24 protein-coding genes and 1 pseudogene are annotated in these 24,142 nt (G+C 60.5%); 8 read left to right on the top strand and 17 right to left on the bottom strand.

The genetic code is table 11. The features are described from left to right. Positions 1-9: 9 nt before the first annotated feature. The 15 genes from fhuE to VQ067_RS06215 all read right to left on the bottom strand — a co-directional run bounded on the left by fhuE (position 10) and on the right by VQ067_RS06215 (position 13,816). Positions 10-2,250 carry a ferric-rhodotorulic acid/ferric-coprogen receptor FhuE gene (fhuE, locus tag VQ067_RS06285; protein ID WP_197668862.1) on the bottom strand — a complete coding sequence of 747 codons (2,241 nt, stop codon included), beginning with the start codon at positions 2,248-2,250 and terminating at the stop codon, positions 10-12. A 123-nt stretch (positions 2,251-2,373) separates the two neighbouring features. Next, on the bottom strand, positions 2,374-3,381 hold the full coding sequence (locus tag VQ067_RS06280) for a siderophore ABC transporter substrate-binding protein (protein WP_042852636.1): 1,008 nt from the start codon (positions 3,379-3,381) through the stop codon (positions 2,374-2,376). After that, positions 3,378-4,154: an iron ABC transporter ATP-binding protein gene (locus VQ067_RS06275; protein WP_042852635.1), complete on the bottom strand. Its 777-nt coding sequence runs from the start codon at positions 4,152-4,154 to the stop codon at positions 3,378-3,380. The genes VQ067_RS06280 and VQ067_RS06275 overlap by 4 nt, the downstream gene beginning before the upstream one ends. Further along, entirely contained in the window at positions 4,151-5,101 is a 951-nt protein-coding gene (locus VQ067_RS06270) for an iron chelate uptake ABC transporter family permease subunit (protein ID WP_042852634.1), read from the bottom strand. Before VQ067_RS06270 ends, VQ067_RS06275 begins: the two co-directional genes overlap by 4 nt. Then, positions 5,098-6,042, bottom strand: a complete 945-nt coding sequence (locus VQ067_RS06265; protein WP_042852633.1) for an ABC transporter permease — start codon at positions 6,040-6,042, stop codon at positions 5,098-5,100. The genes VQ067_RS06270 and VQ067_RS06265 overlap by 4 nt, the downstream gene beginning before the upstream one ends. Before the next feature lie 292 nt (positions 6,043-6,334). Beyond that, positions 6,335-8,320, bottom strand: a complete 1,986-nt coding sequence (locus tag VQ067_RS06260; RefSeq protein WP_042852631.1) for a relaxase/mobilization nuclease domain-containing protein — start codon at positions 8,318-8,320, stop codon at positions 6,335-6,337. Further along, positions 8,317-8,772 carry a hypothetical protein gene (locus tag VQ067_RS06255; RefSeq protein ID WP_079383355.1) on the bottom strand — a complete coding sequence of 152 codons (456 nt, stop codon included), beginning with the start codon at positions 8,770-8,772 and terminating at the stop codon, positions 8,317-8,319. Before VQ067_RS06255 ends, VQ067_RS06260 begins: the two co-directional genes overlap by 4 nt. Continuing rightward, the gene (locus VQ067_RS06250; RefSeq protein ID WP_042852630.1) at positions 8,769-9,368 is read right to left on the bottom strand and encodes a S26 family signal peptidase; all 600 of its coding nucleotides are present in this window, start codon (positions 9,366-9,368) and stop codon (positions 8,769-8,771) included. The genes VQ067_RS06255 and VQ067_RS06250 overlap by 4 nt, the downstream gene beginning before the upstream one ends. Further along, positions 9,365-9,910, bottom strand: coding sequence for a DUF2840 domain-containing protein (locus VQ067_RS06245; RefSeq protein WP_042852629.1), 546 nt, complete (start codon positions 9,908-9,910; stop codon positions 9,365-9,367). The genes VQ067_RS06250 and VQ067_RS06245 overlap by 4 nt, the downstream gene beginning before the upstream one ends. After that, positions 9,907-10,170, bottom strand: a complete 264-nt coding sequence (locus VQ067_RS06240; protein WP_042852650.1) for a hypothetical protein — start codon at positions 10,168-10,170, stop codon at positions 9,907-9,909. Before VQ067_RS06240 ends, VQ067_RS06245 begins: the two co-directional genes overlap by 4 nt. Further along, a complete protein-coding gene (gene parA / locus VQ067_RS06235; RefSeq protein ID WP_042852628.1) occupies positions 10,167-10,805 on the bottom strand; it encodes a ParA family partition ATPase in 639 nt (212 codons plus the stop codon). The genes VQ067_RS06240 and parA overlap by 4 nt, the downstream gene beginning before the upstream one ends. A gap of 265 nt (positions 10,806-11,070) precedes the next feature. Beyond that, entirely contained in the window at positions 11,071-11,913 is an 843-nt protein-coding gene (locus VQ067_RS06230) for a replication initiator protein A (RefSeq protein WP_042852649.1), read from the bottom strand. A 26-nt stretch (positions 11,914-11,939) separates the two neighbouring features. Beyond that, positions 11,940-12,209 (bottom strand): helix-turn-helix transcriptional regulator, encoded by a 270-nt coding sequence (locus tag VQ067_RS06225; protein ID WP_425375620.1) that lies wholly within the window; start codon positions 12,207-12,209, stop codon positions 11,940-11,942. A 125-nt stretch (positions 12,210-12,334) separates the two neighbouring features. Continuing rightward, positions 12,335-13,105, bottom strand: a complete 771-nt coding sequence (locus VQ067_RS06220; protein WP_042852627.1) for a DUF2285 domain-containing protein — start codon at positions 13,103-13,105, stop codon at positions 12,335-12,337. A gap of 360 nt (positions 13,106-13,465) precedes the next feature. Next, positions 13,466-13,816, bottom strand: coding sequence for a DUF2958 domain-containing protein (locus VQ067_RS06215; protein ID WP_042852648.1), 351 nt, complete (start codon positions 13,814-13,816; stop codon positions 13,466-13,468). 317 nt (positions 13,817-14,133) lie between these two features. Here VQ067_RS06215 and VQ067_RS06210 point away from each other — a divergent pair, with 317 nt between their 5' ends. After that, positions 14,134-14,421 carry a helix-turn-helix domain-containing protein gene (locus VQ067_RS06210; protein ID WP_042852626.1) on the top strand — a complete coding sequence of 96 codons (288 nt, stop codon included), beginning with the start codon at positions 14,134-14,136 and terminating at the stop codon, positions 14,419-14,421. After that, positions 14,421-16,202, top strand: a complete 1,782-nt coding sequence (locus tag VQ067_RS06205; RefSeq protein WP_042852625.1) for an SIR2 family protein — start codon at positions 14,421-14,423, stop codon at positions 16,200-16,202. Before VQ067_RS06210 ends, VQ067_RS06205 begins: the two co-directional genes overlap by 1 nt. Positions 16,203-16,245: 43 nt before the next feature. On the opposite strand, the pseudogene VQ067_RS06200 reads toward VQ067_RS06205, so the two are convergent. Further along, a pseudogene (locus VQ067_RS06200) lies at positions 16,246-16,559 on the bottom strand (DUF736 domain-containing protein). A gap of 350 nt (positions 16,560-16,909) precedes the next feature. After that, the gene (locus VQ067_RS06195; protein ID WP_042852623.1) at positions 16,910-17,731 is read right to left on the bottom strand and encodes a DUF932 domain-containing protein; all 822 of its coding nucleotides are present in this window, start codon (positions 17,729-17,731) and stop codon (positions 16,910-16,912) included. A gap of 712 nt (positions 17,732-18,443) precedes the next feature. Between VQ067_RS06195 and VQ067_RS06190 the strand changes: the two genes are divergently transcribed. The 6 genes from VQ067_RS06190 to VQ067_RS06165 all read left to right on the top strand — a co-directional run bounded on the left by VQ067_RS06190 (position 18,444) and on the right by VQ067_RS06165 (position 24,123). Continuing rightward, positions 18,444-18,638, top strand: a complete 195-nt coding sequence (locus VQ067_RS06190; RefSeq protein WP_042852621.1) for a type II toxin-antitoxin system RelB/DinJ family antitoxin — start codon at positions 18,444-18,446, stop codon at positions 18,636-18,638. A gap of 47 nt (positions 18,639-18,685) precedes the next feature. Beyond that, positions 18,686-19,606, top strand: coding sequence for an ABC-three component system protein (locus tag VQ067_RS06185; protein WP_042852646.1), 921 nt, complete (start codon positions 18,686-18,688; stop codon positions 19,604-19,606). Then, positions 19,603-19,851, top strand: coding sequence for an ABC-three component system middle component 6 (locus tag VQ067_RS06180; protein WP_042852620.1), 249 nt, complete (start codon positions 19,603-19,605; stop codon positions 19,849-19,851). Before VQ067_RS06185 ends, VQ067_RS06180 begins: the two co-directional genes overlap by 4 nt. Continuing rightward, on the top strand, positions 19,848-21,569 hold the full coding sequence (locus tag VQ067_RS06175) for an ABC-three component system protein (RefSeq protein ID WP_042852619.1): 1,722 nt from the start codon (positions 19,848-19,850) through the stop codon (positions 21,567-21,569). The genes VQ067_RS06180 and VQ067_RS06175 overlap by 4 nt, the downstream gene beginning before the upstream one ends. A 102-nt stretch (positions 21,570-21,671) precedes the next feature. Next, positions 21,672-22,454, top strand: a complete 783-nt coding sequence (locus VQ067_RS06170; RefSeq protein WP_197668861.1) for a hypothetical protein — start codon at positions 21,672-21,674, stop codon at positions 22,452-22,454. Positions 22,455-22,563: 109 nt separating this feature from the next. Beyond that, the gene (locus tag VQ067_RS06165; RefSeq protein WP_042852618.1) at positions 22,564-24,123 is read left to right on the top strand and encodes an LA2681 family HEPN domain-containing protein; all 1,560 of its coding nucleotides are present in this window, start codon (positions 22,564-22,566) and stop codon (positions 24,121-24,123) included. Positions 24,124-24,142 lie beyond the last annotated feature (19 nt).

The following is a 24,142-nucleotide window of genomic DNA, read 5'->3' as shown; positions in this document are numbered from 1 at the left end:
GCATCCGGATCACTCGAACTTGTACGTCATATTCACCATGAAGTTGCGAGGTTCGCCATACAGATAGTGGTTGTAGAAGCCGGTCATCGTGTAGTACTTGCGATCGAACAGGTTGTTGATGTTTGCCGTGATGCTGGTGCTTTTCGAGACGTCGTAGCGTGCCATCACCGTGGCAAGCGCATAAGAAGCCTGACCAACTTGGACTTCCCCTTGAGGTCCCGTCGCCGTCCCATAAAAGCGGCTCTGCCAGTTCACGCCACCGCCGATCGTCAAGCGATTCCAGTCACCCGGCAGCCGGTAAGTGGTGAACAGGCGCGCCGTCGTTCGAGGGATCTGCGTGCTCAAGCGCTGGCCGTCGCCTTGCGATGCAGTGAAATGAGAAATGCCCGCGTAAAGGTTCCAATCACGCATGATCTCGCCCTGGACATCGATGTCGAATCCTCGCGATTTGGTGCCGTTGGCGGCGTAATACGCTTGAGAGCCGTCGGGCAGCAAATGGCCGCTGTCGATCTGCGGCACCCCGTCAAGGCGAGCTTCAAACATCGCGATGGACGCGTTCAGGCGACCGTCCAGATAATCCCCCTTGATGCCGACTTCCGTGTTCTTGCCCTTGGTCGGCCCCAACACCTTGTCGTTGCGGTCACGGTCGGTTTGTGGCTTGAAGATTTCCGTATAGCTGACGTATGCCGAGTACGTGTCGTCAATGTCATAGACCAGCCCCGCGTACGGGATCAGCTTGTTGTCCTTCTTATAGTGAAATGGCTCCCCCCTGCTGCTGTCCCGCTCCATTTCATAGTTGCTCAGCCGAGCACCGACAATCAGCTTGAGCGGATCAGCCAACGAGAAGCGGGCCGCGCTATAGAGGCCGCTCTGCTTGATAGTCGTACTGGATGCGTCGTGCGGGAAGCTGGCGAAATCCGGCTTTGGATAGTTTCCACTCCAGTCGTAGATGCTACCGATAGGGTCCGTCGGGAAGATGAAAGCAGAGTTGTCATGTGCACGGAGCCGGGACGTTGACGCACCTACCATCAGTTCGTGATCACGCCCGAACAACGCAAACGGTCCAGAGGCCATAACATCAAAATTGTTCTGCCGGCTATTGCTGCGGCCTCCCAGGGCAATCGGCCACAAGCCTTCCCCTGAGGCGCGATCTGGATAGCCATTCATCGAGAACAGCTCGCTTGAGCTGTCCACACGTCGGTGCTCCGCGTTGGCGCGAACGCTCCATCCGTTATCGAACTCATGTTCCAAGCGCGTGAAGGTCGTATTAATCCGATTGCCCCAATGGCTCCAACGCGGCGCAGTGTTCTTGGTCCGGGACCAATCGGTGCGCGAACCATCGGAATAGAACAGCGGCTGGCCACCCCAGGTAATCCCCTTGGGATCGCTGTCCTGGTATTCGTGGCCCAGGCTCAGGGTCGTGCTCGACGTCAGATCTGCCTCGACCACACCGTAGAAGGCCTGCCGGCGCTGCTGGTAATAGTCGAGGAAGGAATTGCGATCCTGATAGGCACCCACCATCCGCGCGCGGACATTGCCGGTGGAGGTAAGCGGCGTGGATACGTCCAGCATTCCACGATAGTTGTCCCAAGAACCAGCCCCCAGCGAACCAGTCAGAGAGAACTCACGCAAAGGCCGCTTGCGAACGAGGTTGACCGAGGCTGACGGATCGCCGACCCCTTGCAGCAGACCAGTGGCGCCACGTACCACCTCGACCCGATCGTAAAAGGCCGTGTCCAGCACTCCCTCACCTGGCAGGAACGATCCGGGAATGTATGTCGTGGGCACGCCATCGTACTGGAAGCTGTCGATACTGAAACCACGCGAATAGTAAGAAACGCGCTCCGTGTCCAATGTGGTGGAGCTGATCCCGGTCGTATTCTCCAACACGTCTTTGATTGAATTCAGTTGTTGATCGTCCATGCGTTGGCGCGTCACGACGGTAACCGACTGCGGGGTTTCTCTTGGCGAAAGGCTCAGCCCGGTCGCCGCTCTCGTTGTGCCGGTGGTGTATGAGCCAGTTCCTTCGGTGTCGGAGCCTGGTCTCTGCGCGGAGACCGTCACAGCGGGCAAGACCGCGACACCTCTGCCGTCCTCCTTGGACTGCGACGATGCCGAGGCGGGCTCCTCCGCTTCCATGGGCCCGGCATATGCAGGCAGCACGGTCGGTAGGAACAACGCGCAGAGCCACGTCATTTGGTTTCGGTACTTTTTCCGGGCGCAAGCGGGCCCCTGGCGATGAATAGCCATTTCAATAAACTCCTCGAATTCAGAAACGCAACGGCACTTGCGAACCTAACTCCCGTTCGTTGCCGTCAGCGTGGTAGGCGCTGGGTATTGCCGCGCCGCTGGAGAGAATGCGAAGACGCAGCCCTAACCGCCGGAGTATCCCTTCAGGACCTCATCGATGAGCATTTCCAGCGAAGTGACACCGGCGCCGGTGAGATACCAAACATCCGGATTCACGAAGACCACATGGCCGGTCTTCCATGCCTTTGTCTGCCGCAACAGCGGATTGTCGAGCGCCTTGGGATCCACCGGCTTGCGGTCGTGAGCGGCGGTCCGATCGACGACGTAGAGGATGTCGGGATCAGCATCGTGAATGAACTCGTTCGAGATCGGCTGACCATGCAGTCCAGGTTCGATGTGCTGGCTGGCAGGCTTGACACCGAGGGTGTCGAAGATGAATCCGTATCGGGATTGAATGCCAAAGGCAGTGAAGGCACCGTTGTTGTGCATCACGATGAGTGCCTTCTCGGGACGACCATTGATTGTGGCGCGTGCCTCTTCAACCTTCTGATCGATTTCAAGACTCTTCTTGCGCGCCTGGTCTTCCACCCCGAACACATGCCCCAACGTCATGAGTTGCTTCTTGACGCCCCCGATGTAGTCGCCGTGTTGATTCATGTAATCCACATCGAAGTAGATCGTTGGCGCGATCTGCGAAAGCTCCTGATAGCTGCCTGCTTCCAAAGGAGAAATCAACACCAGGTCAGGCTTCACCGCATGGAGTTGCTCGAAATTCGGCTGCAACACCGAACCCACATCCTGGATCGCCGGGTTGTCCTGATACTTCGAGAGGAAGCGAGGAACATAGTCCTTAGGCATGCCGACGATCGGAATGCCAAGCTGGTCGAGGGAGTCGAGCACGCTCATGTCGTAGGGAACCACGCGCGTCGGCCTGGACTTGAGAATGGCAGTACCCAATTCGTGCACGACCGTTATGGAGTCTGTATCAGCAACCACCTGTTGCTGGGCTGTCACAGCCGGCGCTTCCCCGTGCGCCGATTGCTCGTGCTTCTGATCGCAGCCCTGCAACGCGGCAACCAAAAGCAAGAGCAGAGCTGTCGCCCATCGTTCCTTACCTTTGTTCCACTTCATCTAGATTCTCCTGATGGTTTGAAGTAATTGCACACGCACCCACGAGCGGTACGCGTGATTTCGAAATCCAACTCGAACAGTTCTCGTAGTCTGTCCTCTGAAATGACCTCGGCAACCCGGCCGCTGAAGCAAACGGACCCGGACTTCATCGCCACGATGTGGTCCGAATAGTTGGCAGCGAAATTGATGTCATGAACCACCATCACCACCGTGCGGCCGCGTTCGTCACACAGACGGCGAAGGGCCTGCATGATCTGTACGGAATGCTTCATGTCCAGGTTGTTGAGCGGCTCATCGAGCAGCAGGCAGTCGGTCTGCTGTGCAATCGTCATCGCCAAGAACGCCATCTGACGTTGGCCGCCACTGAGTTCATCGATGTAGCGCTCTCTCAACCCATCAAGAGAGAGAAAGGCCAAGGCTTGGTCGATCTCGCTGTGGTCACGGGCATCGAGTGAGCCGCGGGTATAGGGAAAACGCCCGAAAGCCACCAGCTCTTCGACTGTCAGGCGAAGGTTGATATCAGGTGCCTGACGCAGCGTAGCGACACGTGTTGCATAGTCCCGCGGGCGGAAATCTGACACAGGCCTATCGCCGATCCTAATTGCGCCACTGGTGGGCTCCAGCAGACGGGCGACCAGCATCAACAGGGTGCTTTTCCCTGCGCCGTTCGGGCCAATAAGAGAGGTCAGTTTTCCTGCAGGAAACTGGGTGCTGACTTTGGACAGCACCCAGTTGCCGTTGTATGCCTTGCAAAGGCCTTCTGTCGCGATCATGCGCCACCTCGCGTACGCACCGTCAGCATGAGGAAGTAGGCCCCGCAAACAAGGTTGACGAGGATGCTGACGGTGGTTGTGTAATTGAAAACGTGCTCGACCAGGAGTTGGGCGACTATGAAAATTCCGATCGCGACCGCGCATCCGGTTGGTAGCGTCAGGCGATGCCATGTCGATCTGGTCAACGAGTACGTAATGTTGGCGACGAAGATCCCCATAAAGGCTGTCGGCCCAATCAGGCTGGTGGAGATGGCCACCAGAGCGGCAGTGAGGGCCAGGTAGAGCCTCACGCTCCGCTTGTAGTCCAATCCCAGTGACGCGGATTGCTCGCGCCCAAGCGCTAGAACGTCCAAAGAAGGAAGCGTCTTGGCCAACACAATGGCTATCGCGGCCACCAGAACCCCCGCATAGACCAGTTGCTCTGGCCGCGCCCTGTTGAACGACGCGTAGATAAACCCTTGGACGATGCCGAAGTCCCCCGGGCTGATCTTGAGCTGGACGAACTGGATAATCGTGCTGAACACCATGGTCAGCACCAGACCAAGCAATAACAGGTAGTACACGTTGCGCTTGCCATCTCTGAACAAATAGCGATGGACGACCCACGAATAAGCCAACATGAAGGCGATCGATAGAAAGAAGCCCTCGTTGCGGCCAATGGCGATCAACCCATGCCCGCCCACGATCAGCATCAGCAACGATTGAAGAAGCAGGTAAACCGCTTCGTATCCCATTACAGCGGGGGTGAGTATTCGGTTGCCTGCGATGGTCTGAAATATGATCGAGGAAACCGCGACACAGATGCCACCGATCACGATGGTCGCCAAGCGGTTCAGCCGCTTAGGGATGACATAGCCGAAATCGAAACCCGATTGCACAAAAATGAAGATCAACGCAGCCGCGATGACCAGCGTCCAAAGCCCGTACCTGTTGGCCATGCGCATCATTTGAGTTTCCCCAGCAGGAGCACAAGGAACAGCAAGCCGCCCAGGCTGCCTGCCGTCATGCCGATCGGCACTTCAAACGGAAAGATCAGAAGACGGCCAACGATGTCGCACACAAGCAGAAGTGACGCACCCGCCAGAGCCACGATAGGCAGGGTTCGGCGTAGGTTCTCTCCACAGCGCAGCGCCACCAGGTTGGGGATCACCAAACCGACGAAGGGAATGGCCCCTACGGCAATGACGCAGGCAGAGACGGTGACGGCCACCAGCAGCAAGCCCAATGCCGCAGTCCGCGAATAGCTCAAGCCCAAGCTGGTTGCTGCGTCTTCCCCCATCCCCATTACAGTGAAACGATGTGCGAACAGGTAGGTGAGCGCAACGATGGGGAGGATTAAATAGATGATCTCGTAATTGCCTTGGATGATCTTTGAGAAATCACCCAATAGCCAGCCTTGCATGCTCTGCACAATATTGTGGCGATAGGCATAAAACTCCGCGACGGCACTCAAGACGCTGCCGTACATCAACCCCACGACGGGAACCAATACCGTGTTCTTGAACTTTATGCGCCGGATGATTGCGACGTAGAGCATGCTCGCCGAGAAGCAAAACAAGAGCGCGAACAGCATCTTGCCCATGGTTCCCAGCCCTGGCGCCAACACCAACGAGAGCAGAATTCCCAGTTTCGCCGCGTCCAAACCACCAGACGTCGCAGGCTCTACAAATTTGTTCCGAACAATCTGCTGCAGAATCACACCGCAAATAGACAGTCCCACTCCGGTCAGAATGAGCGCTGCCAAGCGTGGAATACGACTCACTGTCAGTGTTAGCCAAGCATCATCGGACAGCGTATAAGCCTGCCCCCACGACAATTGCTTCACACCGACGAATAGCGACGCGATGCATAGGAATCCAAACAAATAGAAAAGACGTGCACGAGCCACGACATTGCCCTGACAGAGTTCGTTTCAGGCCGGGTGTTCGATACGCGCAGCCGTAGAACCTCTATCGTATTTTTTCAATGCGAATGATTGTTATTAACAACTGACGGAGAATCGCTAAATCCTGCCAATCGCAATGGAACACACTGCGTCTTGCATCAGCGTGCCAAAGGGCCCTACATCCAACATGCTGGTCTGCGCCGAATTCCAGAAGTCGGTGAGGCTGCAGAGCGTCGAAGTCAGGGCCAGCCGAGCTGCATGTAGCACGTCCCTCACCTTGGGCTAGCTGATTCAACTACCTTCCTGGTTCTCGGCCAAGATGCCAAGACGCGGTATGGCTGTGGACGGTGGCGCTAAGAGATTGCCCAAGGCGCGGCTCAATCACTGGCCTCCACGGCACCAGGCTGAACCCCATGCCGTCATCGAGCATGGCGTAACGCCCGCTCGCCAGCATGACGGAGCGCCGGTAGATGCCGGCCACGCGCTGGCCATCGGCCACCAGGCGATGCTCCAGGCCGGTTTCGGCAGCAATGTCCTTCCCGGCCTGTGCCAGCTCCCGACTCCGCAGTGTCCCAAGCAGGTTCCGGGCGAGGATCACGCGCCGCCCGCGACGTTCGGCCAGCCCTTGTTCGGCCAGAAAGTCGGCACGCTGCTGCATGGCTTGCTTAGCATCGCCGCCAAAGCCCCGGTCGCCCAGCCCTCGGCCACCACCGATCAATTGCTGGTCAAGCCAGGTCGCACCGATGACGCGGGCCTGCCGCTCGATGGGCAGGTGCGATTTAAGTTCCACCGCCACGCCGCCCAGGCGCTGCGCGTCGTACTGGCGGCCACGCTCGGCCAGGTCGTCCGGCACCTTCCATAGCCCTTCGGCCACGCGCTCCACGATGCCGGCCCGGCACAGGGCTTCCAGCCGCCGGACGTGAGCAGCGACGACTTCCTGCGGGTCGCGTCCGGGCGTGGCCCGGCCCTGTTCGATGGCCAGGTGATGGTCGGCACGGTACAGGCCATCGCTCGCCAGCGCGGCGATGTTCTTATCGGCGGCGCGCACGTCGGCCGCCCTCTTCACCTCCACCACCGCGCCGGTGGGGTAGTTCGCCAGCTCGTCGCGGGCGTTCAGCGCGACGTAGTGGGCCTTGCCATCCACGCCGTCGATGACCAGATAGCCACGGTCGCGCAGCTCGTCGGCCAGCCCCTTCGCGGCCACACGGCCGATGAGGGTACGGCCATTCTCGCCCGGCTCGAACACGGCCAGGTCGCGCGGCTCGCCGCTCATGGCCCGCTGCATGGTGCGGATGATGTCCCCGCGCTCGCCCAAGGCGCGCAACGTCTTCTCCGCGTCCGTATGGACGGCCCAGGCGCCGGGCTGCACCTCGTCGGTCAGGCCCAGGCGCTGCAAGCGTTGCAGGCGACCGATCAGCAGCAGGCGTTGGCGCTGCAAGCGGGGTTCGTTGAGCCGTTCGACATGCACCCGGCCATCCTCGCCAGCCTCGCGTTGTAAGGTGCGATCCAAGCTCGTCCACCGCTCCTGTTCCACCTCGCGCCCCAAGGTCTGCTGGATCTCCAGTTCGGTGCGCGGCCCCAGCCATTCAGTCGCCAGTTCGGCGGCGCGATGGCGGAAGCCGTGGGCAATGTAGTCGCCGGCGATGATGAGGTCTTTGCCGGTGTCGTCGCGCCCGCGCACGATCAGGTGGGTGTGCGGGTTGTCGGTGTTCCAGTGATCCACCGCCACCCAATCCAGCCGCGTGCCCAGGTCGGCTTCCATGCGATCCACCAGATGCCGGGTGTAGGTGCGCAGGTCGTCCAGTTCGGCCCCGTCCTCGGGCGAGACGATGAAGCGGAAATGGTGCCGGTCATCGGCGCAGCGTTCCTTGAAGGCGTCCAGGTCGTCTTCGGCGGTCTGCGGCCCGTAGGCCCGGCCCGGTTCGCCATCGCGGCCCGCGCCGTCGCGCTCGACGTAGCGCAGGTGCTTGGCGAGCGATTGCGGGCTGGCCCGCTGGTGATTGACCAGCAGCGTCTTGATGGTCACGCGCCGCGACATGGGCGTGAGCTTCGCCCCGGCGAAGCGCGCCGCTGTGTGGCCGCGCCCCAGGCGCGAGCCGGGGCGCTGGCCGGCGCGTGCGCCGCTGCCACCGGCTGCGGAATGGCGCATCGAGGACTTGCCGCTGCTGGCCTTGCCGGCCTGCTTGAGCACCTCGGAAACGAAGCTCTGCCCCTGGCCTTTGCCCCGGTTCTTAGGGGCGCTGGGGCGCACGCGGAAATCGTCGTCGCGGCGGTCGGTCATCGCCGTTCTCCCTGCAAGCTCTGGCGTGTCCGGTCGTGCGAAGCACGCGGACATGCCTGTATTGGCGCGACCTTCGCGCCGAACGCGGCACGGCGGCAAAGCCGCTCCGTGCCGCACCACCCCCATGTGCAGACTGCCTTTCGACGCGGCCCGGTGCCGCGTCCTTTTGTCTTGCCTTCCGCCTTTGCCCTTCGCTGTCGCTCCGGGCGTCGGCGCCCCGGCAGCGCTGCACTGCTTGCAGCCAGCCCGCCGGCGAACGCGCCAATGGCCGCAGGCCCGGCGTATTCGAGGCAAGACGCCTGCACGTCGGACGGCTGCGCCGGATGCAGCGCGTTGTGCAGTGCGAATGCACCACCACGGCAGGCGCGGCGACACTGCAGCAGCCAGCGGAACGACACGCCCGATGGCACGATGAGATGCACGGCAACGTGCAGCGAATCGGCGACCATCATGGGCGTGACTCCAGCCAGATCGGGCGCGCGACGCCGATCACGGCAGATGCGCTGACCGGGCCGAAATACCGGCTGTCGAACGATGCCGGATTGGTCATGCTCAACAGGAACAGTTCGCCCGGTTCGAGACGGCGGCAAAGCTGCAAGGACGGCAGCGGCCGACCCAACCGGTCGTTCGGAAGAACGGCGGCCGATGGCACGCCGTCAATCCGTACCTGACCGGCAACGATGCAGACGTGTTGCGGCGCGACTGCGCCCACACGTTTAAGCAGCGGCACGCGGGTCGGCAGGTAGCCGCGCTGTGCAGCCAGCAAGGCGGCCCTGGCCGGCAGCGGCACCAGCACGATGCTGTCCACGGGCAACGGACGTGGCAGTGAGGCGGTGCGCGGATCGAACGGGTCGATGCGATACCAGCCGACCGCCACGCTGTCGGACGGGTTGTAGGTCAGGCGCGGCAGCGGCGACACGAAAGCCGCCAAGGCCATCGCAGCGAAGCCGATCGCGGCCAGTGTCGCCACGACGATGCGAGCGCGCAGGCGCGAGCGAGGACGCGTCGCGGTGCCTGTGGTGCTGGCCGTGCTGCTTGGGGCAGTCATAGCAACACCTTCCCGGCCAGCCAGGCGGCGTGCCGCTCGGCGGTGTATTCGGGCAGCGCCAAGCGCGCCGCAAGGCGGTTGCCCAGCGTGCACCAGTACGCGGGCGACACGTCGATGGCAGCGATGCCCAGCGCCTCGATGCCGCCGATACGTTCCAGCATGGCGCGCACATTGGCATCGCCTTCGGCGTGCAGCAGCAAGCGTGCGCCCGGCTGCACGCCGGGGATGCGCTGCGCCGCGTCCAGTGGAGTGCAAGTCTGCATCACCATGAGCTGCCAGCGAATCGTGCCGTAGTCGTTGGCCTGCCAGCGGATGCGGCAGAGCATCGCGCCCGGCAGGAATACCGCGCAGCGCCACCAGTCGTCCAGGCACAGCGTGTGCGCAGGTTCGCCGAAGCGCAGGTAGAGCTTGAAGCGGTGTTCGAGGTATACCAGAGAAACGCGCGTCAGCGGCACGATGCTGGCCTGTCCGGCGAGTGTCGAAAGCGCAGGCAACGGCGTAGCCGGTGCCGCGTTCGCGGCAGGCAAAGCGGATGCGGTCATGGTGTGCTCTCCGGCGGAAACTCCCGCTCCAGCAGGCCGCGCAGCAGATCGGCCACGGTCACGCCTCGCGTGAAGGCCGACACCTTGATGCGCGCCCGCATGGCGGGCGTAATGTCGAGCGTGAGGCGGGCAGTGTAGAGGTCGCCTTTATTGAGTGCATCGGCGTCGCCCTGGCGAATCCACGCCTCGGCGTGCGGATTCGCGGGCGGACGTGCGCCGATGCCGACGCGCTTGCCGCGTGGTGGCTGCTTGGCTGTCATGTCGGCCACCGCAGTAGTTCGTCCACCAGGGCCGTGATTTCGCGGGCGGCGGCGCTGCCGGGCGCTGTCTCGCGTGCGAGCCGGCCAGCGGCCACGCTGTCGGCGAACACGATGCGCTGGCGCACTTCGCTGTGCAGCGCAGGCAGCGGCTGTTCGGCCAGCGATTGCCGCGCCTCGCGGCCGATGATGGTGGTGCTGACGCGCCGGTTGATGACGAAAGCCGCGCGCAGCGCAGGCCGGAACACCTGCGCCTCGCGGATCAACGCGACCATCTCGGCGCTGGCCCACAAGTCGTAGGGGCTGGGCTGCACCGGGATCAGCACGCGCTCAGCAGCCAGCAGCGCGGAGCGCGCCAAGGCGGCAATCCTAGGTGGCCCATCAATGACGACGTGATCGGCCCGCCTGGCGAATTCTGGCGCTTCCTGATGCAGCGTCTCGCGGGCAAGGCCCACGGCGCTGAACAGCCGTGGCAAGCCTTGCTGGCTTCTGCGTTGCGTCCAGTCCAGCGATGAACCCTGCGGGTCGGCATCGAGCAGAACGACGTGCTGGCCGCGCAGCGCCAGTTCGCCGGCGATGTGGGTGGCGAGCGTGGTCTTGCCCACGCCGCCTTTCTGGTTTAGCAGGGCGACGATCATGGCGTGGCCCTCCAGACTGGAAAGCCAGGCGTTGCCTGCCGTGCAAAACGCTGTTCGCCGTACCGTTTCTCGGTTGTCCACCGAAACGGCGCGCTTCTACTAGAAGTTATGTATTTCTTGTTAGGGAAGTTAGAGGGGCCACAAACCCGCGCCGTTATTGGCTTTCCGGCGTTTTCGTACTCCTGATAGCACGATAGGCGTACTCCCGATAGCACGATACCCGGTACTCCTGATAGCACGAGGCCGTCCACACCTTTTCCCCGAGTTATCCCCGTGCCGTGTGCAGCACGGGCCGGAACGTCAGCAGCTCCATTCCGTCGTCCGGCATCCGCTCGATGCCCAGGACGTAGCCGGGCAACGACTGCCGCGCCACCAGGGCGCGCAGGTCGTAGGCGAAGTCGGAGAAGCGCGCAGCGCTGCCCGACTTGCGATGCAGGTGCCGGAAGTCGAATTGCCAGCCGCCCGGCTGCTTGCCGCCGTGCTTGCGCACCAGGCGGTACAGCCAGCGTTCGATGCCGCCCTTCAAGCGGAAATAGGCTGGGTCGATGGTCAGCACCAGGGCGGCATCGAGCACGCCCGCATAGAACCAGTCCGGCAGGATCAGTTCGATGCCCAGCGGCACGCCGCTGGCATCGGCCAGTTCCTTCCACTCGTTGATCCACGAGAAGCGATGCAATCGCCTTCCCGTGGTTTCGCGGATGGACGTGGCCACCGTGGTCGATTGCAGCCGGTCGAGCGCGGCTTTCAGGCGCAGGTAGTCGTTGAGGGACGTGCCGCGCCCGATGAAGCGCAGGATCTCGTAGGGCGTGGCGCGTATCCAGCGCGACGGGCAGATGCCCGCGTCGCGTGCCTCCACGATCTGCGAGGCGGCCCAAATCAGCAGGTCGGCATCCCATATCGTTGCGATGCCGTGCTCCTGCGTACCCTCCACGCGGATGGTGATGCCGCCGGCGCGGAAGTCGATCGGCGCTGTGCGCCGCGACTTCGCCAGCGAGAAGAACGGAAAGGCCATCAAATCCTGGCTGTCGCGGGGAGCCATGTCGCCCGGCAGCGCGCGGAACAGGTCGAGCTGTTCGCGCTGCAAGGCTTGCCCTGGCGGGCTGGACATGGCGACGGCCACCCACGCGCCAGCGATCAGCGACCATCACGGTAGTCACCCGCGTGGCGTTCGGCATATTCCGGGTCGGAAGTCGCCTCGTAGCTGCGCTGATCGGCCCAGGCATCGAGGTCGGACACCGCGTACATGACGCGACGGCCGAACTTGCGGAACTTCGGGCCGCCGCCGATCACGCGCTGTTTCTCCAGCGTGCGCGGCGACAAGCGCAGGTAGTCGGCGGCTTCGTCGTTAGTCAGGTAGCGTTGGGGCTGCGCGGGCGCAGCGACAGCAGCGGCGGCAGGCCTCAAGGGAGCGGGTCGCATGGGATGTACCTCCATCAAGCCCGGCCACACCACACGGCCGGATAGAGGCACTTTCAAGAAAGCGAGGCTGCTTGCTAAGGGACGATCTGCGGGGGACGCGAAACGTCCCCCTACTGCAACGGCAGTAGCGGAAGCTGTGCCAGGCGGCGATAGCCGCCGCGCATCAGCGCATCGCCACGGCGCACCAGCCGCCGTACGCGGGCGCGCAAGGCGCTGTCCTTGTGCCAATCGGCTGCAGCGACATCCGCGCCGAACAACCCTTCGGCGACTTCGCGCAAGGACGCGCCCGCCAGAGTCGCGTCGAGCGCCTGAAGCGTATGCAGTTCCAGCACCGCGGCCGGCGTGGGCCGGGAACGGGCCGCCGCTGCAGGCGTGGCCACCGTGGCTGCGGCGAGAGCGTCCAGCTCGGCGGCGAGCGTGCGATAGCGCGCGCAGGGCGTGGCGCAGGCGCGGGTGGCGTAGAGATAGGTCATGCCTTCCTCCAGGCCCGGCGCAAGAGCCAGACGTAGGCAGCAGCCGGGCCAGTGCGACACCAGCACCAGGCGCTTGCCATCGTGGATCAGGTGCTTGCGGCCAGGGACGCGCCAGAACTCGAAGGCGTGAGCATCGGGCGGCGGGTCGGCATCGGGATAAAGCTGCACCACGCCATCGTGATCGGGGAACCAGGCGGGATGCGCGTCGCGCGCATCCAGGGACGGGTCTTCCAGCAGGCGCAGGCCCCAAGCCTGCGCCGCGTCCGGTCGTCGGCGACGGCGCAGCCAGTCGAGGCGGTAGTCGGGATTTCGGCGCAGGTATTCCCAGGCCAGCGCGAGGCCGTCCAGGTGCAGCACGTAAAGATACGCGGCGGTCGGATACCAGGCATCGGCGCTTCGATAAGCCATGACGCAACCTCCCTGTTGAGAAGGAACGTCGCCACGGGCGTCGAAAGAGCTACGACATCAAAGCGCCATCTGGAAAGCGCAGAGTCAAACGGCGATGATCGATATCAAGGCAGATTCGCTCCGAAGCCTTGCATGGATCGTCCGAGTGCGGCGGCTGCACCGCTCAAAAATGGCGCGCAGCACCGGACACCCTGCCGCAAGTCGTACCACGCATCATGTCTCTTTCGATCAGGCTCGCACCCGCTTGGTGCAAGAGTGTCGATTCAGACCGTGGTCGTCTTGAATCGGACCGAGAAAGACACAATGCGCCGCAATGCCCTGTATCTGGATGCCGCACCGCCACGGAACCATGCGCTGCGATTAGTCGGGAATCGAGCCATCGCGCTGCCCAAGCTGTACATACTCCGATAGCGGCCGTGCTGCGCGGAAATACTGATCGCGCAGGACGGACCGCTGAGGCGGCCCGACGATGCTGGCCAAGTCGGACAGCTTCACCGTCCCCAGCGCCGGCATCCCGATGCCGAGGCCGATCAATCCCCACGCGGTGTCGCGATCGGCCGGGTCGAGCGCGGCCAGCAGCCAGATCGCGTACGCATCCGGCGTGAAAAGCCGCACCACCGGTAGCGGATCAAAGGTCTGGCCAGCGGCGCGTGCCGCGCCGTTGGCGAGCAGTTGCGCGCGCTCCTCAAGCGTGGTCAGCGGCTGGGTCATGATCAGAAACCCGCAAAGCCGAGATTGCACAGATACGATTTTCCACCGAAGCACGGCCCCACCAAACCAGGTTCGTGTTTTCATGTGCAAGCGCAGATGCGCATACCATTAAATTCGTACACGCGCGGAAACGTGAAGGCGGAATTGTGCAGGTCAGGAAAGACACGGATGCGACTCTCTGGTTCAGTCCAAATCCGCCGATGCGGGTTTCCGCAAAGGCACGAACATGGGCACTCTTGCCATAGAATGAACACTATAGATTGTAGCCCTATAGGATGCAATCGGCTGTCATCTTGGTTTTCTAGGGGAAACCACAGGTGGCTGCGAAACACTCATTGGCAACAGCGATACGGACGGTTAGGAAAGCGCGCGGCCTGAGCCAAGAAGCGTTCTCCGAGGTATCGAGCCGTACCTATATGAGTTCGCTGGAGCGCGGCCAGAAAAGCCCGACCATGCACAAACTGACCGAGTTGTGCGAGGTCATGGAAGTGCATCCACTCGCGCTGCTGACACTGGCCTATGCCGGCAACAATTCAACCGAGATCGATCGATTGCTGGCGCAGGTCCGGCAGGAGCTTGAGCTATTGAAAAGGACTTCCAATTAATGACACTTCTTCAAAACGACCCCATCACTCAGCTTGCCTTTTCCGTCTACGAGAACAAAGGAGTCTTCGCGGTTCTTCTGGGGTCGGGCCTGTCGCGTTCTGCGGAGATCCCCACTGGCTGGGAAATCACTTTGGATCTGGTGCGCCGTGTTGCAGCAGCTCAAGGCATCGAGGAACAGTCCGATTGGGCGCAGTGGTATCGGGACACGACAGGCCAGGAGCCCAACTATTCCGTGCTGCTGGAAGAGATTGCTACTTCACCCGATGAACGGAGGGCAATCCTGCATCGCTACATAGAACCGGACGCGCAGGACCGCGAGGAAGGCCGCAAGGTTCCCACGAAGGCACACCACGCGATAGCGCAACTGGTTCGCTCCGGCCACATACGGGTCATCATCACCACCAATTTTGACCGGCTCATGGAGAATGCGCTGCGTGAGCAAGGAGTCGAGCCGACAGTCGTAGCTTCTGCGGACGCACTTGCTGGCGCGGAGCCGCTGACTCATAGCCGCTGTTATCTTCTCAAGCTACATGGCGACTATAAGGACGCGCGCATCCTGAACACCGACCAGGAACTGAGCACCTACCCTGAAAGCTATGACAGGCTGCTGGACAGAATTCTTGATGAGCATGGGTTGATCATTAGCGGCTGGTCAGGCGAATGGGATCATGCCTTGCGTGCCGCATTTCTACGCACACCGAACCGACGCTATTCCGTCTATTGGACCGCTCGCGGATCGCTAGGAACCGGAGCCAGCGAACTGGTGGCACATCGCAGTGCCAAGACAATACCAATCTCGAGTGCTGACGAATTCTTCGAGACATTGCAGCAACGTGTAGAGACCCTTGAACAGAGCCAACGCCAGAATCCCTTAAGCGTTGAACTGCTCGTCAACAGCGCTAAACGCTACCTCGCCAAGCCAGAATACCGCATACAGCTAGACGAGCTGTTTTCGCAAGAAACAGAACGGTTGCTAACGAGGCTCGATGACAATCAATTCGCGCCACATGGGCAATGGAACCAGGAAGAGTTTCGGTCCAGGGTACAGCGATATGAGGCTCTGACAGAGCCACTCGCTCGCATGGCCGGTGTACTCGGACGATGGGGAGATGGTGCCGAGCTGCCATTGATGCTTGACATATTAAAGGGCATCTATCGTCAAGCAGAAAAGATCGGAAATGGCCTCACCGTCTGGCTAGGACTTCGCTCCTATCCCGCCGTTCTGGTGTTCACCGCCTATGGAATTGGACTGACGCGCTCGCAACGCTGGAACACGCTTCATGATCTTCTAGTTGCCCCCTGGCCGAGGGAATACCATGAACCCCGAAGAGTGGTATCCGTGCTGTTCCTATGGGCATGGAAGGGAGAACAACAGGACGTCTGGAAGCAGTTGGACGGTTTTGATCGCCGAAAGACTGCCCTCAGCGATCACCTGCATGATGTCATGTCGGCTTGGCGAGCCAGCTTTGCTGGTGTTTCATCTGATTTTGAACTGACGTTTGAGCGATTTGAAATACTGGCGGCCCTGGCATTCCTTGAGGAAAACGAGGAAGCGAGCTTGGAACAAGCAGTTGCCAGCACCCCACATGGGCTCTTCGCCAGAATGCCAGTCGGACGCGCGGGATGGCATGAGTCTTCTGCCACAGGGCTCATTCATGAGCTTCAGTCAGAGGCGACGATTCTCGCCCTGCTCAACGCTGGTTTCGCAAAAAACAGTCGCCGCTTTCTTGAGCTTTTTGTGGAAAGCTTCAAGCGTTACGCCAACAAGATGTCGTGGTGACGGTGGCGCCTCGACGCAGTGGACGGGGCGCGGTGGGCGGCTATTAAGCCTCCTGCGGTTTGCTGCGCGACCAGATCAGGTCGTGCGTGCCGTCCTCGCCTTCGATCAAGCGGGCATACACCGCTGCTGGGAACGAAGGATCGTCGAGGGTCGCGGACAGGTACTCTCGCTTGGCCTCGCTGACTTTCTTCCACGCCGCGCCGATGTCGTGCCCCGCCGCCTGGAGGCGGAGGTCGGGGCGTTCTCGCTGTCGCTCTTGTCGTTGGGAACCAGCTTGACCTTGACGTTGAGCGTCAAGGTGCGCAGCGTGCCGGTGAAGCCGTCGTTCACTACGGTGAAGGTGCCGATGTTAGCCATGATGTTCTCCTTTCAGGTTGAACAAGGTCGCGCCCATCGCGTCCTTGTTGTGAACTGGCCGGGGCTGGGCTGGCTGCACCGCACAGCGAGCGCAACACCGTGGAGCACCAGGAAGCGAAAAGAATTTGTCCCGCGAGGAATGCGCGCAGCGCAGGGGGAAATTGTTTTCGCTGGAGGGTTGCCGCCATGAAGCCCAAGGCGCAGCCGTGCCCGCCAGGATTCACGACAAGCCTAGGACGCAGGGGCCGCCCGCTTCCGAAAGGAGACTTGGCCGACCTCGGAATCCCTGCATAGGATGCAGCGGCGAAAGAAGCGGCAAGGGCTGCTGCCTGCCCCTGCCACGTGGGGATTCAGACTTTCAATTGGCGCAGGCCGTCAGCCAGCAGCCACAGAGCGCGGTTGAGGCGGATGTTCTGGTCGATGCCCTGCACCGGCCGGGTCTGCTGGCGGCGTCCGTTGGCACTGCGCCCAGACAGACCGCCTTTGGTCAGGTTTTCTTGGGTGCGGTTGAACACGCTCCACAAGTCGCGGTAGCTGTCGTCATGACGGCGCGGCAGCAAGATTTGCGATTCCGTGATGGGCGCGGGCTTGTCGTCGTACTTCAACGCCAGTGCAGCGCGGGCGAACACTTCCGATTCCCCGGGGTCCAGCGTGATGGCCTGCATGGCATCGCGGGATTCCTGTGCCCGGTCGAAGCCGTGCAGGACTTCGTAAGCGCCTTCGATGACATGGGCAGCTACGTCGCCCTTGTGGGGGACGCGCACGTCCGCCACGGTGTCGCCACAAACGAGGCCGTTCTGGCAGACGAACCGAAACATTCCGGCCAACATTTGATAGCTGCTCGTGCCGTCATGTGAGTTCAGTAGAATGATTTCGTTGGCTTCACGTCCGCTGATTTGACTGGCATGGCGCAGGCGGATCATGTGCTTGGTGTAGTTGCGGCGGTCGTCAGCGCGCACGCGGGTCTGGCAAACCATGAACGGCTCGAAGCCTTCGCCGCGCAGTTCTTGCAACACGGTCGCGGTGGGGATGTAGCTGTACCGCTCTGAACGGCTTTCATGCGCGGCGTCCGCGAAGATGGACGGCGCAACGGCGCGGATCTCGTTGTCCGAAAGCGGATGGTCGGAACGCAGCACCGGGGAACGAGAAGCGAAACGGGAAGCGAGTTGCATGGTCTTTCTCCTGACGAAAAGGGTTTGCTGTTCAAACCGCACACCGGATTTCTAGATTCGGAGCCCAGCCTTTCGGCTGTTCTGTGCGGTTGGCACGAGGAACCCGGTTGGCCCTGTTGCCACCGTGTTTCCTGAGTTCATCGCCCGCGACGGTCAGGAGCGCGCGGACGGGGGCCGTCAAGGAGAAAAGCGCGGGGTTGGTGCGGCCCGCAGGCGTAGCCGAGGACACGGCCCTGCGCGCCTTGACGGCACACGGACGTGGGCCACAGTCGCGGACAAGGTGATGAAGTCAGGGGAGACGGCTGAATATGGCAACGGCCCCCTCGATGTGCAGACCGCACGCAAGCGAAGCGCGCAGGCCCGAAGCTGGAAGCCGGGCCGGAGGCGTCAGCCGAGCGGAGCGAGGGAACGATGGAAGCCCGTCAGGGGCGAGACTCGCGTAGCGAGGCTCGATGCGGAGCACGAGAGCGCGGCCGGCCGCTTTATGGCCGGTGACGGCGAGAACGCCGTGATACTGTGAAGGGAACAGCAAGGCCGCCCCAACAAGTACAACAACCTTGCAGCCTCTCCATCCTGCCGCTGGCATCGTGATGACGCCCCTCCCCGACTAATAGCGGCCGCGCCGCCGACGGCGACTCATGTTGCAAAACGGCCAATGACACCTAGGCCCAAATGAGGCACAATGTAGCTACAACAAAGTTTGAGGCATTTGATGGCCAACAGCAGTGATGTCGTGCGCGCCCGAATTGATGGGCATATCAAAGAGGAAGCCACGAGCGTGTTGGCTGGCATGGGCTTATCCGTCTCGGACGCCATTCGTGTTCTGCTCACGCGCATTGCAGCCGACAAGGCACTTCCTTTCGATATCAATCGTGCCCAAGCCCAGCCCGAAACCAAGAAGCGATGAGCTTCTGCCTGAACAACTCCAAAAATATTAAGGCTAGAGCCCAAGGCATGGATCGCATACAGCAGCTCAACTACGAAAAGGACTTTCGCATCGCCTTCTTGGAATCCAAGGGGGATGGGTTTCAACGTCTGTTCGAGAAACTGATGTCGAAGGTGCACCCCAACGACTTCATGGCGTGCCGGCCCTGGGGCAATGTTGGAGACCGAAAGAACGACGGATATCTGCCTTCTGAGCGAATCCTGTACCAGAGCTATGCCCCCAATGAGCTGACCGCAGCCGAAGCCATTAAGAAGGTCAACGAGGACTTCGACGGAGCCAAAGAACATTGGGAAGAACATTTCGATGAATGGACCTTTGTTCATAACGCTCCTGATGGGCGTTTAGGTCCTCACATCATCGAAGCCCTGGCCAAACTCGGCCAAGACAACCCGAAAATCAAAATCGGACACTGTGGGTACGAGGAGATGTTGGCGAAGTTCCGTCAGCTGAGCCTTGAGGACCTTGAGTCGTGGTTTGGTCCATCGCTTACGATGGAAGCGAACGTCAATCTAGGTTTCAGCGACCTCGCCGCGGTGCTTACCCATATCAGCATCACCCCAGCCCCCACGACGAGTGAGGTAAAGGACGTGTCTCGCGGAAAGATCGAGGCGAACCTCCTATCTCAGGCTGTTGCCGACTTCCTGAAAATCGGCATGCAGAAGTCGCCGCTGGTTGCACAATTCTTCAATAATTGGAAGAACCCTACTTACGGCGAACAGATCGCGCAGGCGTTCAAGCGCGAATATGTGCGACTGCGGGACAGCGTTCCACCGCTCCATCCTGATGAAATATTCGGCCGCCTAGAAACATGGGCTGGCGGAACGGTGAATACTACACCCGCCCACAAGGCGGCGGTTTTGGCGGTGATGGCATATCTATTCGACAAGTGCGAGATCTTTGAAGATGCTCAAGCACTGGGGGCGGCATGATTCTGCCCTCCAAGCATCTACCGCAGGATCGCGCGCTACTGACCGTCGGCGCGCATGTGCTGACGTTCCTCGCACGCCCTAAGACCGTCTCCGCGCTTTGGGAGGACTTGAACAGGCATGACGCTGGGCCGGCCGCAATGCCTCGACGAATCACCTATGACTGGTTTCTGCTAGCCCTCGACCTCCTCTATGCCCTGGGAACCATCGAACTCGAAAGTGGACTGGTGGCAAGGAGGACAGCGTGATTCACCACATCTTCAGCACGCTACCCAGCTTCAAGAATCTCGGAGAACTGAAGCCCGGCCTGAACGTACTGCTGGCCCAAAAGACCGAAGGGGCAACTACCAAGCAAACGCGCAATCGCGCCGGAAAAACTAGTTTCATTGAGCTAGTGCATTTTCTGCTCGGCGCCGATGCTGGCCCGGAGTCGATTTTTCGCACACCGGAGCTGGTGGAACAGACCTTCGGCATGGATTTTGATTTGAAGTCGGAGCGTACGGTCGTCGAGCGCAGCGGCGGCTCCAAAGCCAAAATCTTTGTGACGGCTCCGCCTGCCGGGAAGGTCAAGTTCTCGGCCACCGAGTGGTGTACGTTCCTGGGCGAACAGATGTTTGGCCTCAGCAGCCTTGAAACCGCAGGCAGCAAGCCACCCTCTTTCCGGTCGCTGTTTGCCTATTTTGTACGCCGACAGGCAAGCGGAGCCTTCACAACGCCGGAAAAGCAGGCCGCGATGCAGGGAACTGGCGACGTGCAGATGGCGCTGATGTTCCTGCTCGGACTGGACTGGCAGATTGCCCGAGATTGGCAAGCCGTGCGCGATCGGGAAAAGACCCTCGAAGAGTTGAAGAAGGCGGCTGGGAACGGTGCCTTCGGTTCAATCATCGGCAAGGCCGCCGACTTGCGTACGGAGCTAACCATTCAGGAAGCTCGTCTCAAGAAACTTCATGTGGAAGTCGAATCTTTTCAGGTCTTGCCGGAGTACCGGGAGTTGGAAGTCGAAAGCGCCAGCTTGACCCGCCAGCTCAACGAACTGGCCAACGCCAATACCATCGACTTCTCTGCTATTCGCGACTTGGAAGGCGCGCTGGCCTCTGAGGTTCCGCCAGACCATGAAGATCTTCAGGCGGTCTATCAGGAAGCAGGCGTCGTACTACCGGGCCTGGTCAAGCGTCGCTACGAGGATGTTAAAAGCTTCCACGACTCAGTGGTTCGCAATCGTAAAGACTATCTGTCCAGTGAACTCGAAGCTGCGAGGCTGCGAATCGAACTGCGAGACAGTAAGAAGGCGCAACTCGATCAGCGGCGCGGCGAGATTCTTGGCATTCTCAAGAGTCATGGCGCACTCGAACAGTTCCTCAAGCTGCAGGGCGAACTGGGGCGGCTGGAGTCTGAAGTGGAATCGCTGCGACAACGCTTTGAGGCTGCGGAGCAGCTCGAAGGCACAAAGAACGAATTGGAAATCGAGCGCAACCGGCTCACGATCCGCTTGCGGCGCGACTTTACGGAACAGAAGGACCGACTCGCGGAGGCCATCGTCGCCTTCGAGGAGACATCTCAACGACTGTATGAGTCAGCCGGCAGCATGACGGTCGATGAGACCTCGAATGGTCCGATCTTCAAATTTCCGATGCAAGGGCAGCGCAGCAAGGGTATCAAGAACATGCAGATATTCTGCTTCGACATGATGCTCATGCGACTGTGCGCCGGCCGAAAGATCGGGCCTGGGTTCTTGATCCATGACAGCCATCTATTCGATGGCGTCGACGGCCGCCAGGTCATCAGTGCTTTGCGCCTAGGCTCGGAGATCGCGCAGGAGCTTGGTTTTCAATACATCGTTACGATGAATGAAGACGATGCCTTCAAGGAGACCATCGAGGGCTTCGATCTAAACGACTATGTACTTCCGACGCGGCTGACAGACGCAACGGAGGATGGCGGGCTGTTTGGCATCCGATTTGGATGAGTGCCAGTTTGATTGAAACCTAGAGCGTCCGACTCAGCCAAGCTGTGAGGACCTGGGAAAGACCAAGCTGGTTACGCCCATCTGCAATTTTCGAGAGGCAGCATGATCGGACAAAGAACTCGCTATTCGTTCGCCCAATTCCTGGAGCTGCAGGAGCCGATGACTTCAATCGTGCTTTTGGGCAAGTACGGTGTCCAGCATCTATCACTTTCACAAGGGCAACTGTTGTACGGGTTGCTGAACACGCTACGCGCCCTCGATGACCGCACGCTGATGCTGGTGTTGGCGGAGGTTGTTGCGACTTCGGGCGATCTGCGCGCCAGAGTCAATCCGAAGTATCGATTCGACGAGCGCCAGCACGATCTGGCGCAATGCCTCCTGCTGGATGGCTACATCATCCAGGACAGAAAGCTCATCCAAACCGATCCGTCGATTTCAGATGCGGCCCCCTTGGAGGATGATCTGATCATTGCGCTACAGAATTCCGGAGCTCCTCGTGCGCAAGAGATCATCGCCAAGATCAACGATTCGGCTGGCGCGTTTCGGGCAGCACCGCCCGACTACAACGCGTCGCTTGTGAACGCCCGGGTGGCGCTGGAGACTTTGGCCGGCGACATAGCTGCGCACGTTGCCTCGCAGGGGCAGGCTCCAGCCACCTACAACCCATCGAAGTGGGGCGAGGTGCTTGCGTTCCTGCGCATTAGCGGTGAGATCACGACAGAGGAGGAAAAAGGCTTGGCTGGTGTTTTCGGTTTTCTCAGCCCAGGCGCTCACCGCCCGGTGGGAATCCCCGAAGATCAGATGACTCGGCTTGGCCGCTCCTTTGCACTCAACATGTGCTGGTTCTTACTCAAGAACCATCTCGTGCGTACATCACAAACTTGAACCTCCTGACTTGAATACACAAGGTCCAACAACAAGCCTTACGAGCGACAGTTCGCGGCTCCGTCAGGCAAGCATGCGCGGTGTCTACTGCCGTTGATAGGGTCCCACTATGTCCTCAATGTTGGATAGGTTCTACGAGCAGTCCGCTCGACTGAACACCTTACTGAACAGCAACCCAGCCGAGGCGGTGAAACAGGCCAGGGAGATCAATCTCGATCTCGCTACTAATGAGCGATTCAATATGATGGGGCTGCGCGCCGCCATCCTGGTAGATGGCGGCGCATTGACTCAACAACAGGATGCGATTGAAGAAGGAATCACGCTGTTTCGTGAACTCCACGCCCTATTTCCAACTGCTGATCTCACCTACAACCTAGCAAACGGCCTGGTCGCCGCGATAGGCTTCCCACCTCGTAACGACAGTTGGTTGGACCATCTGGAATCGTCTAAAGAGCTTCGCGCAGAAGCGCGAAGATGCTTCTGGAAGGTCGCGCAGAACACGGATGCCGATTTTGCGCTGCGAACTCAGGCTTGGACAAATCTTGCCAATCAGTTCAGCAGCAGCTATCGGCTTGGCGAAGCTCAAGATGGTTGGCTTGCAGCGCTAGAAATCGATCCAGAAAACGGGGTTGCTGCAAGTTCCGCGGCCCGCAATCTCCTATGGCTTTATGCGCGCGGCGGCTGCTCAGAACTTACACGCACCGAGGCGATCATGTTGGCCAAGATTGCGGATCGGCATCGGGATCGAGTCATCCAATATGCTGGCGAACAGGCCGCAGAACAGATCGCTGCGTTCGCAAGCGAATTGGGAGATCCACCACCGCGATCACAACATCAAGATCCATTCATCAGTTGGGTCGAGCGTGAGCGCCTAACGCTTGCGCCAGCCGTGGAACTCGTCGACCCCACCATGGGCAAGCTGGACTGGCTCATGCTTCCCGGGATTCTGGAGCGAGAATCAGGTGCCGGCGGGACACCACCGCCCGTCTTCGCCATGTTCAACGTGCTGAAGAGCGACTTCATCCTCGCGCGTGACTTGCTATGGCGGGCTATGGACGAAGACGTGTGGCCAACGACGGGGCGATTTGGGGACACTCTTGACTACGCCACCTATGGCCCGGATGCGTCTGCACTTATCTTGGCACACCGCACGGCTCTCGATCTGCTCGACAAGATCGCCGTAACAGCGAACCATTACTTTGAGCTTGGGCAATCGCCAGACAAGGTTTACTTCGGAAAATTGTGGCGAGGAAAGCCTGACAAGACCACTGGCGTGTCCCCACTTGCCGAGAAGGTGGAGAAGGCAATTCGCGGGGGCGTCAGCGCTCTCTATGGCCTTGTGGAGCTTGCCGAGGACTATGACAGCAGCGTGGGCATCTTGCGTTCTCAAAAAGACCTTCGCAACGCCGGCACGCATCGATTCGTGGTACTTCATGACATTGGCGACCCAACGCAAAGCAGACAGGCGCCTGAAATCGAACATCACCGAAGGGAACCGTTCACTCAGGAAGTATTGCGCGCTTTGCGTGTTGCCAGGTCGGCCATCCAAATGCTTGCGCTTTCGATCTCGCAGCACGAACAGGGCCTAGCACAGAGGACAAGTGGCCTTGTTGGCTCACTGATCATCCCCGATCACGACTGGATTCGTGGACGCGACGACGATACTTGAATCCCTTCTTGCCTTTAAC

Origin of the sequence: Pseudomonas sp. KBN12P06040, from assembly GCF_037574965.1 — a bacterium.
Lineage (GTDB): Bacteria > Pseudomonadota > Gammaproteobacteria > Pseudomonadales > Pseudomonadaceae > Pseudomonas > Pseudomonas aeruginosa.
This window is presented reverse-complemented; position numbering and strand designations above follow the sequence as displayed.

Bases quoted from the DNA above. Each gene is read 5' to 3' on its own strand.
- fhuE (WP_197668862.1), bottom strand. From the start codon at position 2,250: ATGGCTATTCATCGCCAGGGGCCCGCTTGCGCCCGGAAAAAGTACCGA.
- VQ067_RS06280 (WP_042852636.1), bottom strand. From the start codon at position 3,381: ATGAAGTGGAACAAAGGTAAGGAACGATGGGCGACAGCTCTGCTCTTG.
- VQ067_RS06275 (WP_042852635.1), bottom strand. From the start codon at position 4,154: ATGATCGCGACAGAAGGCCTTTGCAAGGCATACAACGGCAACTGGGTG.
- VQ067_RS06270 (WP_042852634.1), bottom strand. From the start codon at position 5,101: ATGATGCGCATGGCCAACAGGTACGGGCTTTGGACGCTGGTCATCGCG.
- VQ067_RS06260 (WP_042852631.1), bottom strand. From the start codon at position 8,320: ATGACCGACCGCCGCGACGACGATTTCCGCGTGCGCCCCAGCGCCCCT.
- VQ067_RS06255 (WP_079383355.1), bottom strand. From the start codon at position 8,772: ATGATGGTCGCCGATTCGCTGCACGTTGCCGTGCATCTCATCGTGCCA.
- VQ067_RS06250 (WP_042852630.1), bottom strand. From the start codon at position 9,368: ATGACTGCCCCAAGCAGCACGGCCAGCACCACAGGCACCGCGACGCGT.
- VQ067_RS06245 (WP_042852629.1), bottom strand. From the start codon at position 9,910: ATGACCGCATCCGCTTTGCCTGCCGCGAACGCGGCACCGGCTACGCCG.
- VQ067_RS06240 (WP_042852650.1), bottom strand. From the start codon at position 10,170: ATGACAGCCAAGCAGCCACCACGCGGCAAGCGCGTCGGCATCGGCGCA.
- parA (WP_042852628.1), bottom strand. From the start codon at position 10,805: ATGATCGTCGCCCTGCTAAACCAGAAAGGCGGCGTGGGCAAGACCACG.
- VQ067_RS06230 (WP_042852649.1), bottom strand. From the start codon at position 11,913: ATGTCCAGCCCGCCAGGGCAAGCCTTGCAGCGCGAACAGCTCGACCTG.
- VQ067_RS06220 (WP_042852627.1), bottom strand. From the start codon at position 13,105: ATGGCTTATCGAAGCGCCGATGCCTGGTATCCGACCGCCGCGTATCTT.
- VQ067_RS06215 (WP_042852648.1), bottom strand. From the start codon at position 13,816: ATGACCCAGCCGCTGACCACGCTTGAGGAGCGCGCGCAACTGCTCGCC.
- VQ067_RS06205 (WP_042852625.1), top strand. From the start codon at position 14,421: ATGACACTTCTTCAAAACGACCCCATCACTCAGCTTGCCTTTTCCGTC.
- VQ067_RS06195 (WP_042852623.1), bottom strand. From the start codon at position 17,731: ATGCAACTCGCTTCCCGTTTCGCTTCTCGTTCCCCGGTGCTGCGTTCC.
- VQ067_RS06190 (WP_042852621.1), top strand. From the start codon at position 18,444: ATGGCCAACAGCAGTGATGTCGTGCGCGCCCGAATTGATGGGCATATC.
- VQ067_RS06185 (WP_042852646.1), top strand. From the start codon at position 18,686: ATGGATCGCATACAGCAGCTCAACTACGAAAAGGACTTTCGCATCGCC.
- VQ067_RS06180 (WP_042852620.1), top strand. From the start codon at position 19,603: ATGATTCTGCCCTCCAAGCATCTACCGCAGGATCGCGCGCTACTGACC.
- VQ067_RS06170 (WP_197668861.1), top strand. From the start codon at position 21,672: ATGATCGGACAAAGAACTCGCTATTCGTTCGCCCAATTCCTGGAGCTG.
- VQ067_RS06165 (WP_042852618.1), top strand. From the start codon at position 22,564: ATGTCCTCAATGTTGGATAGGTTCTACGAGCAGTCCGCTCGACTGAAC.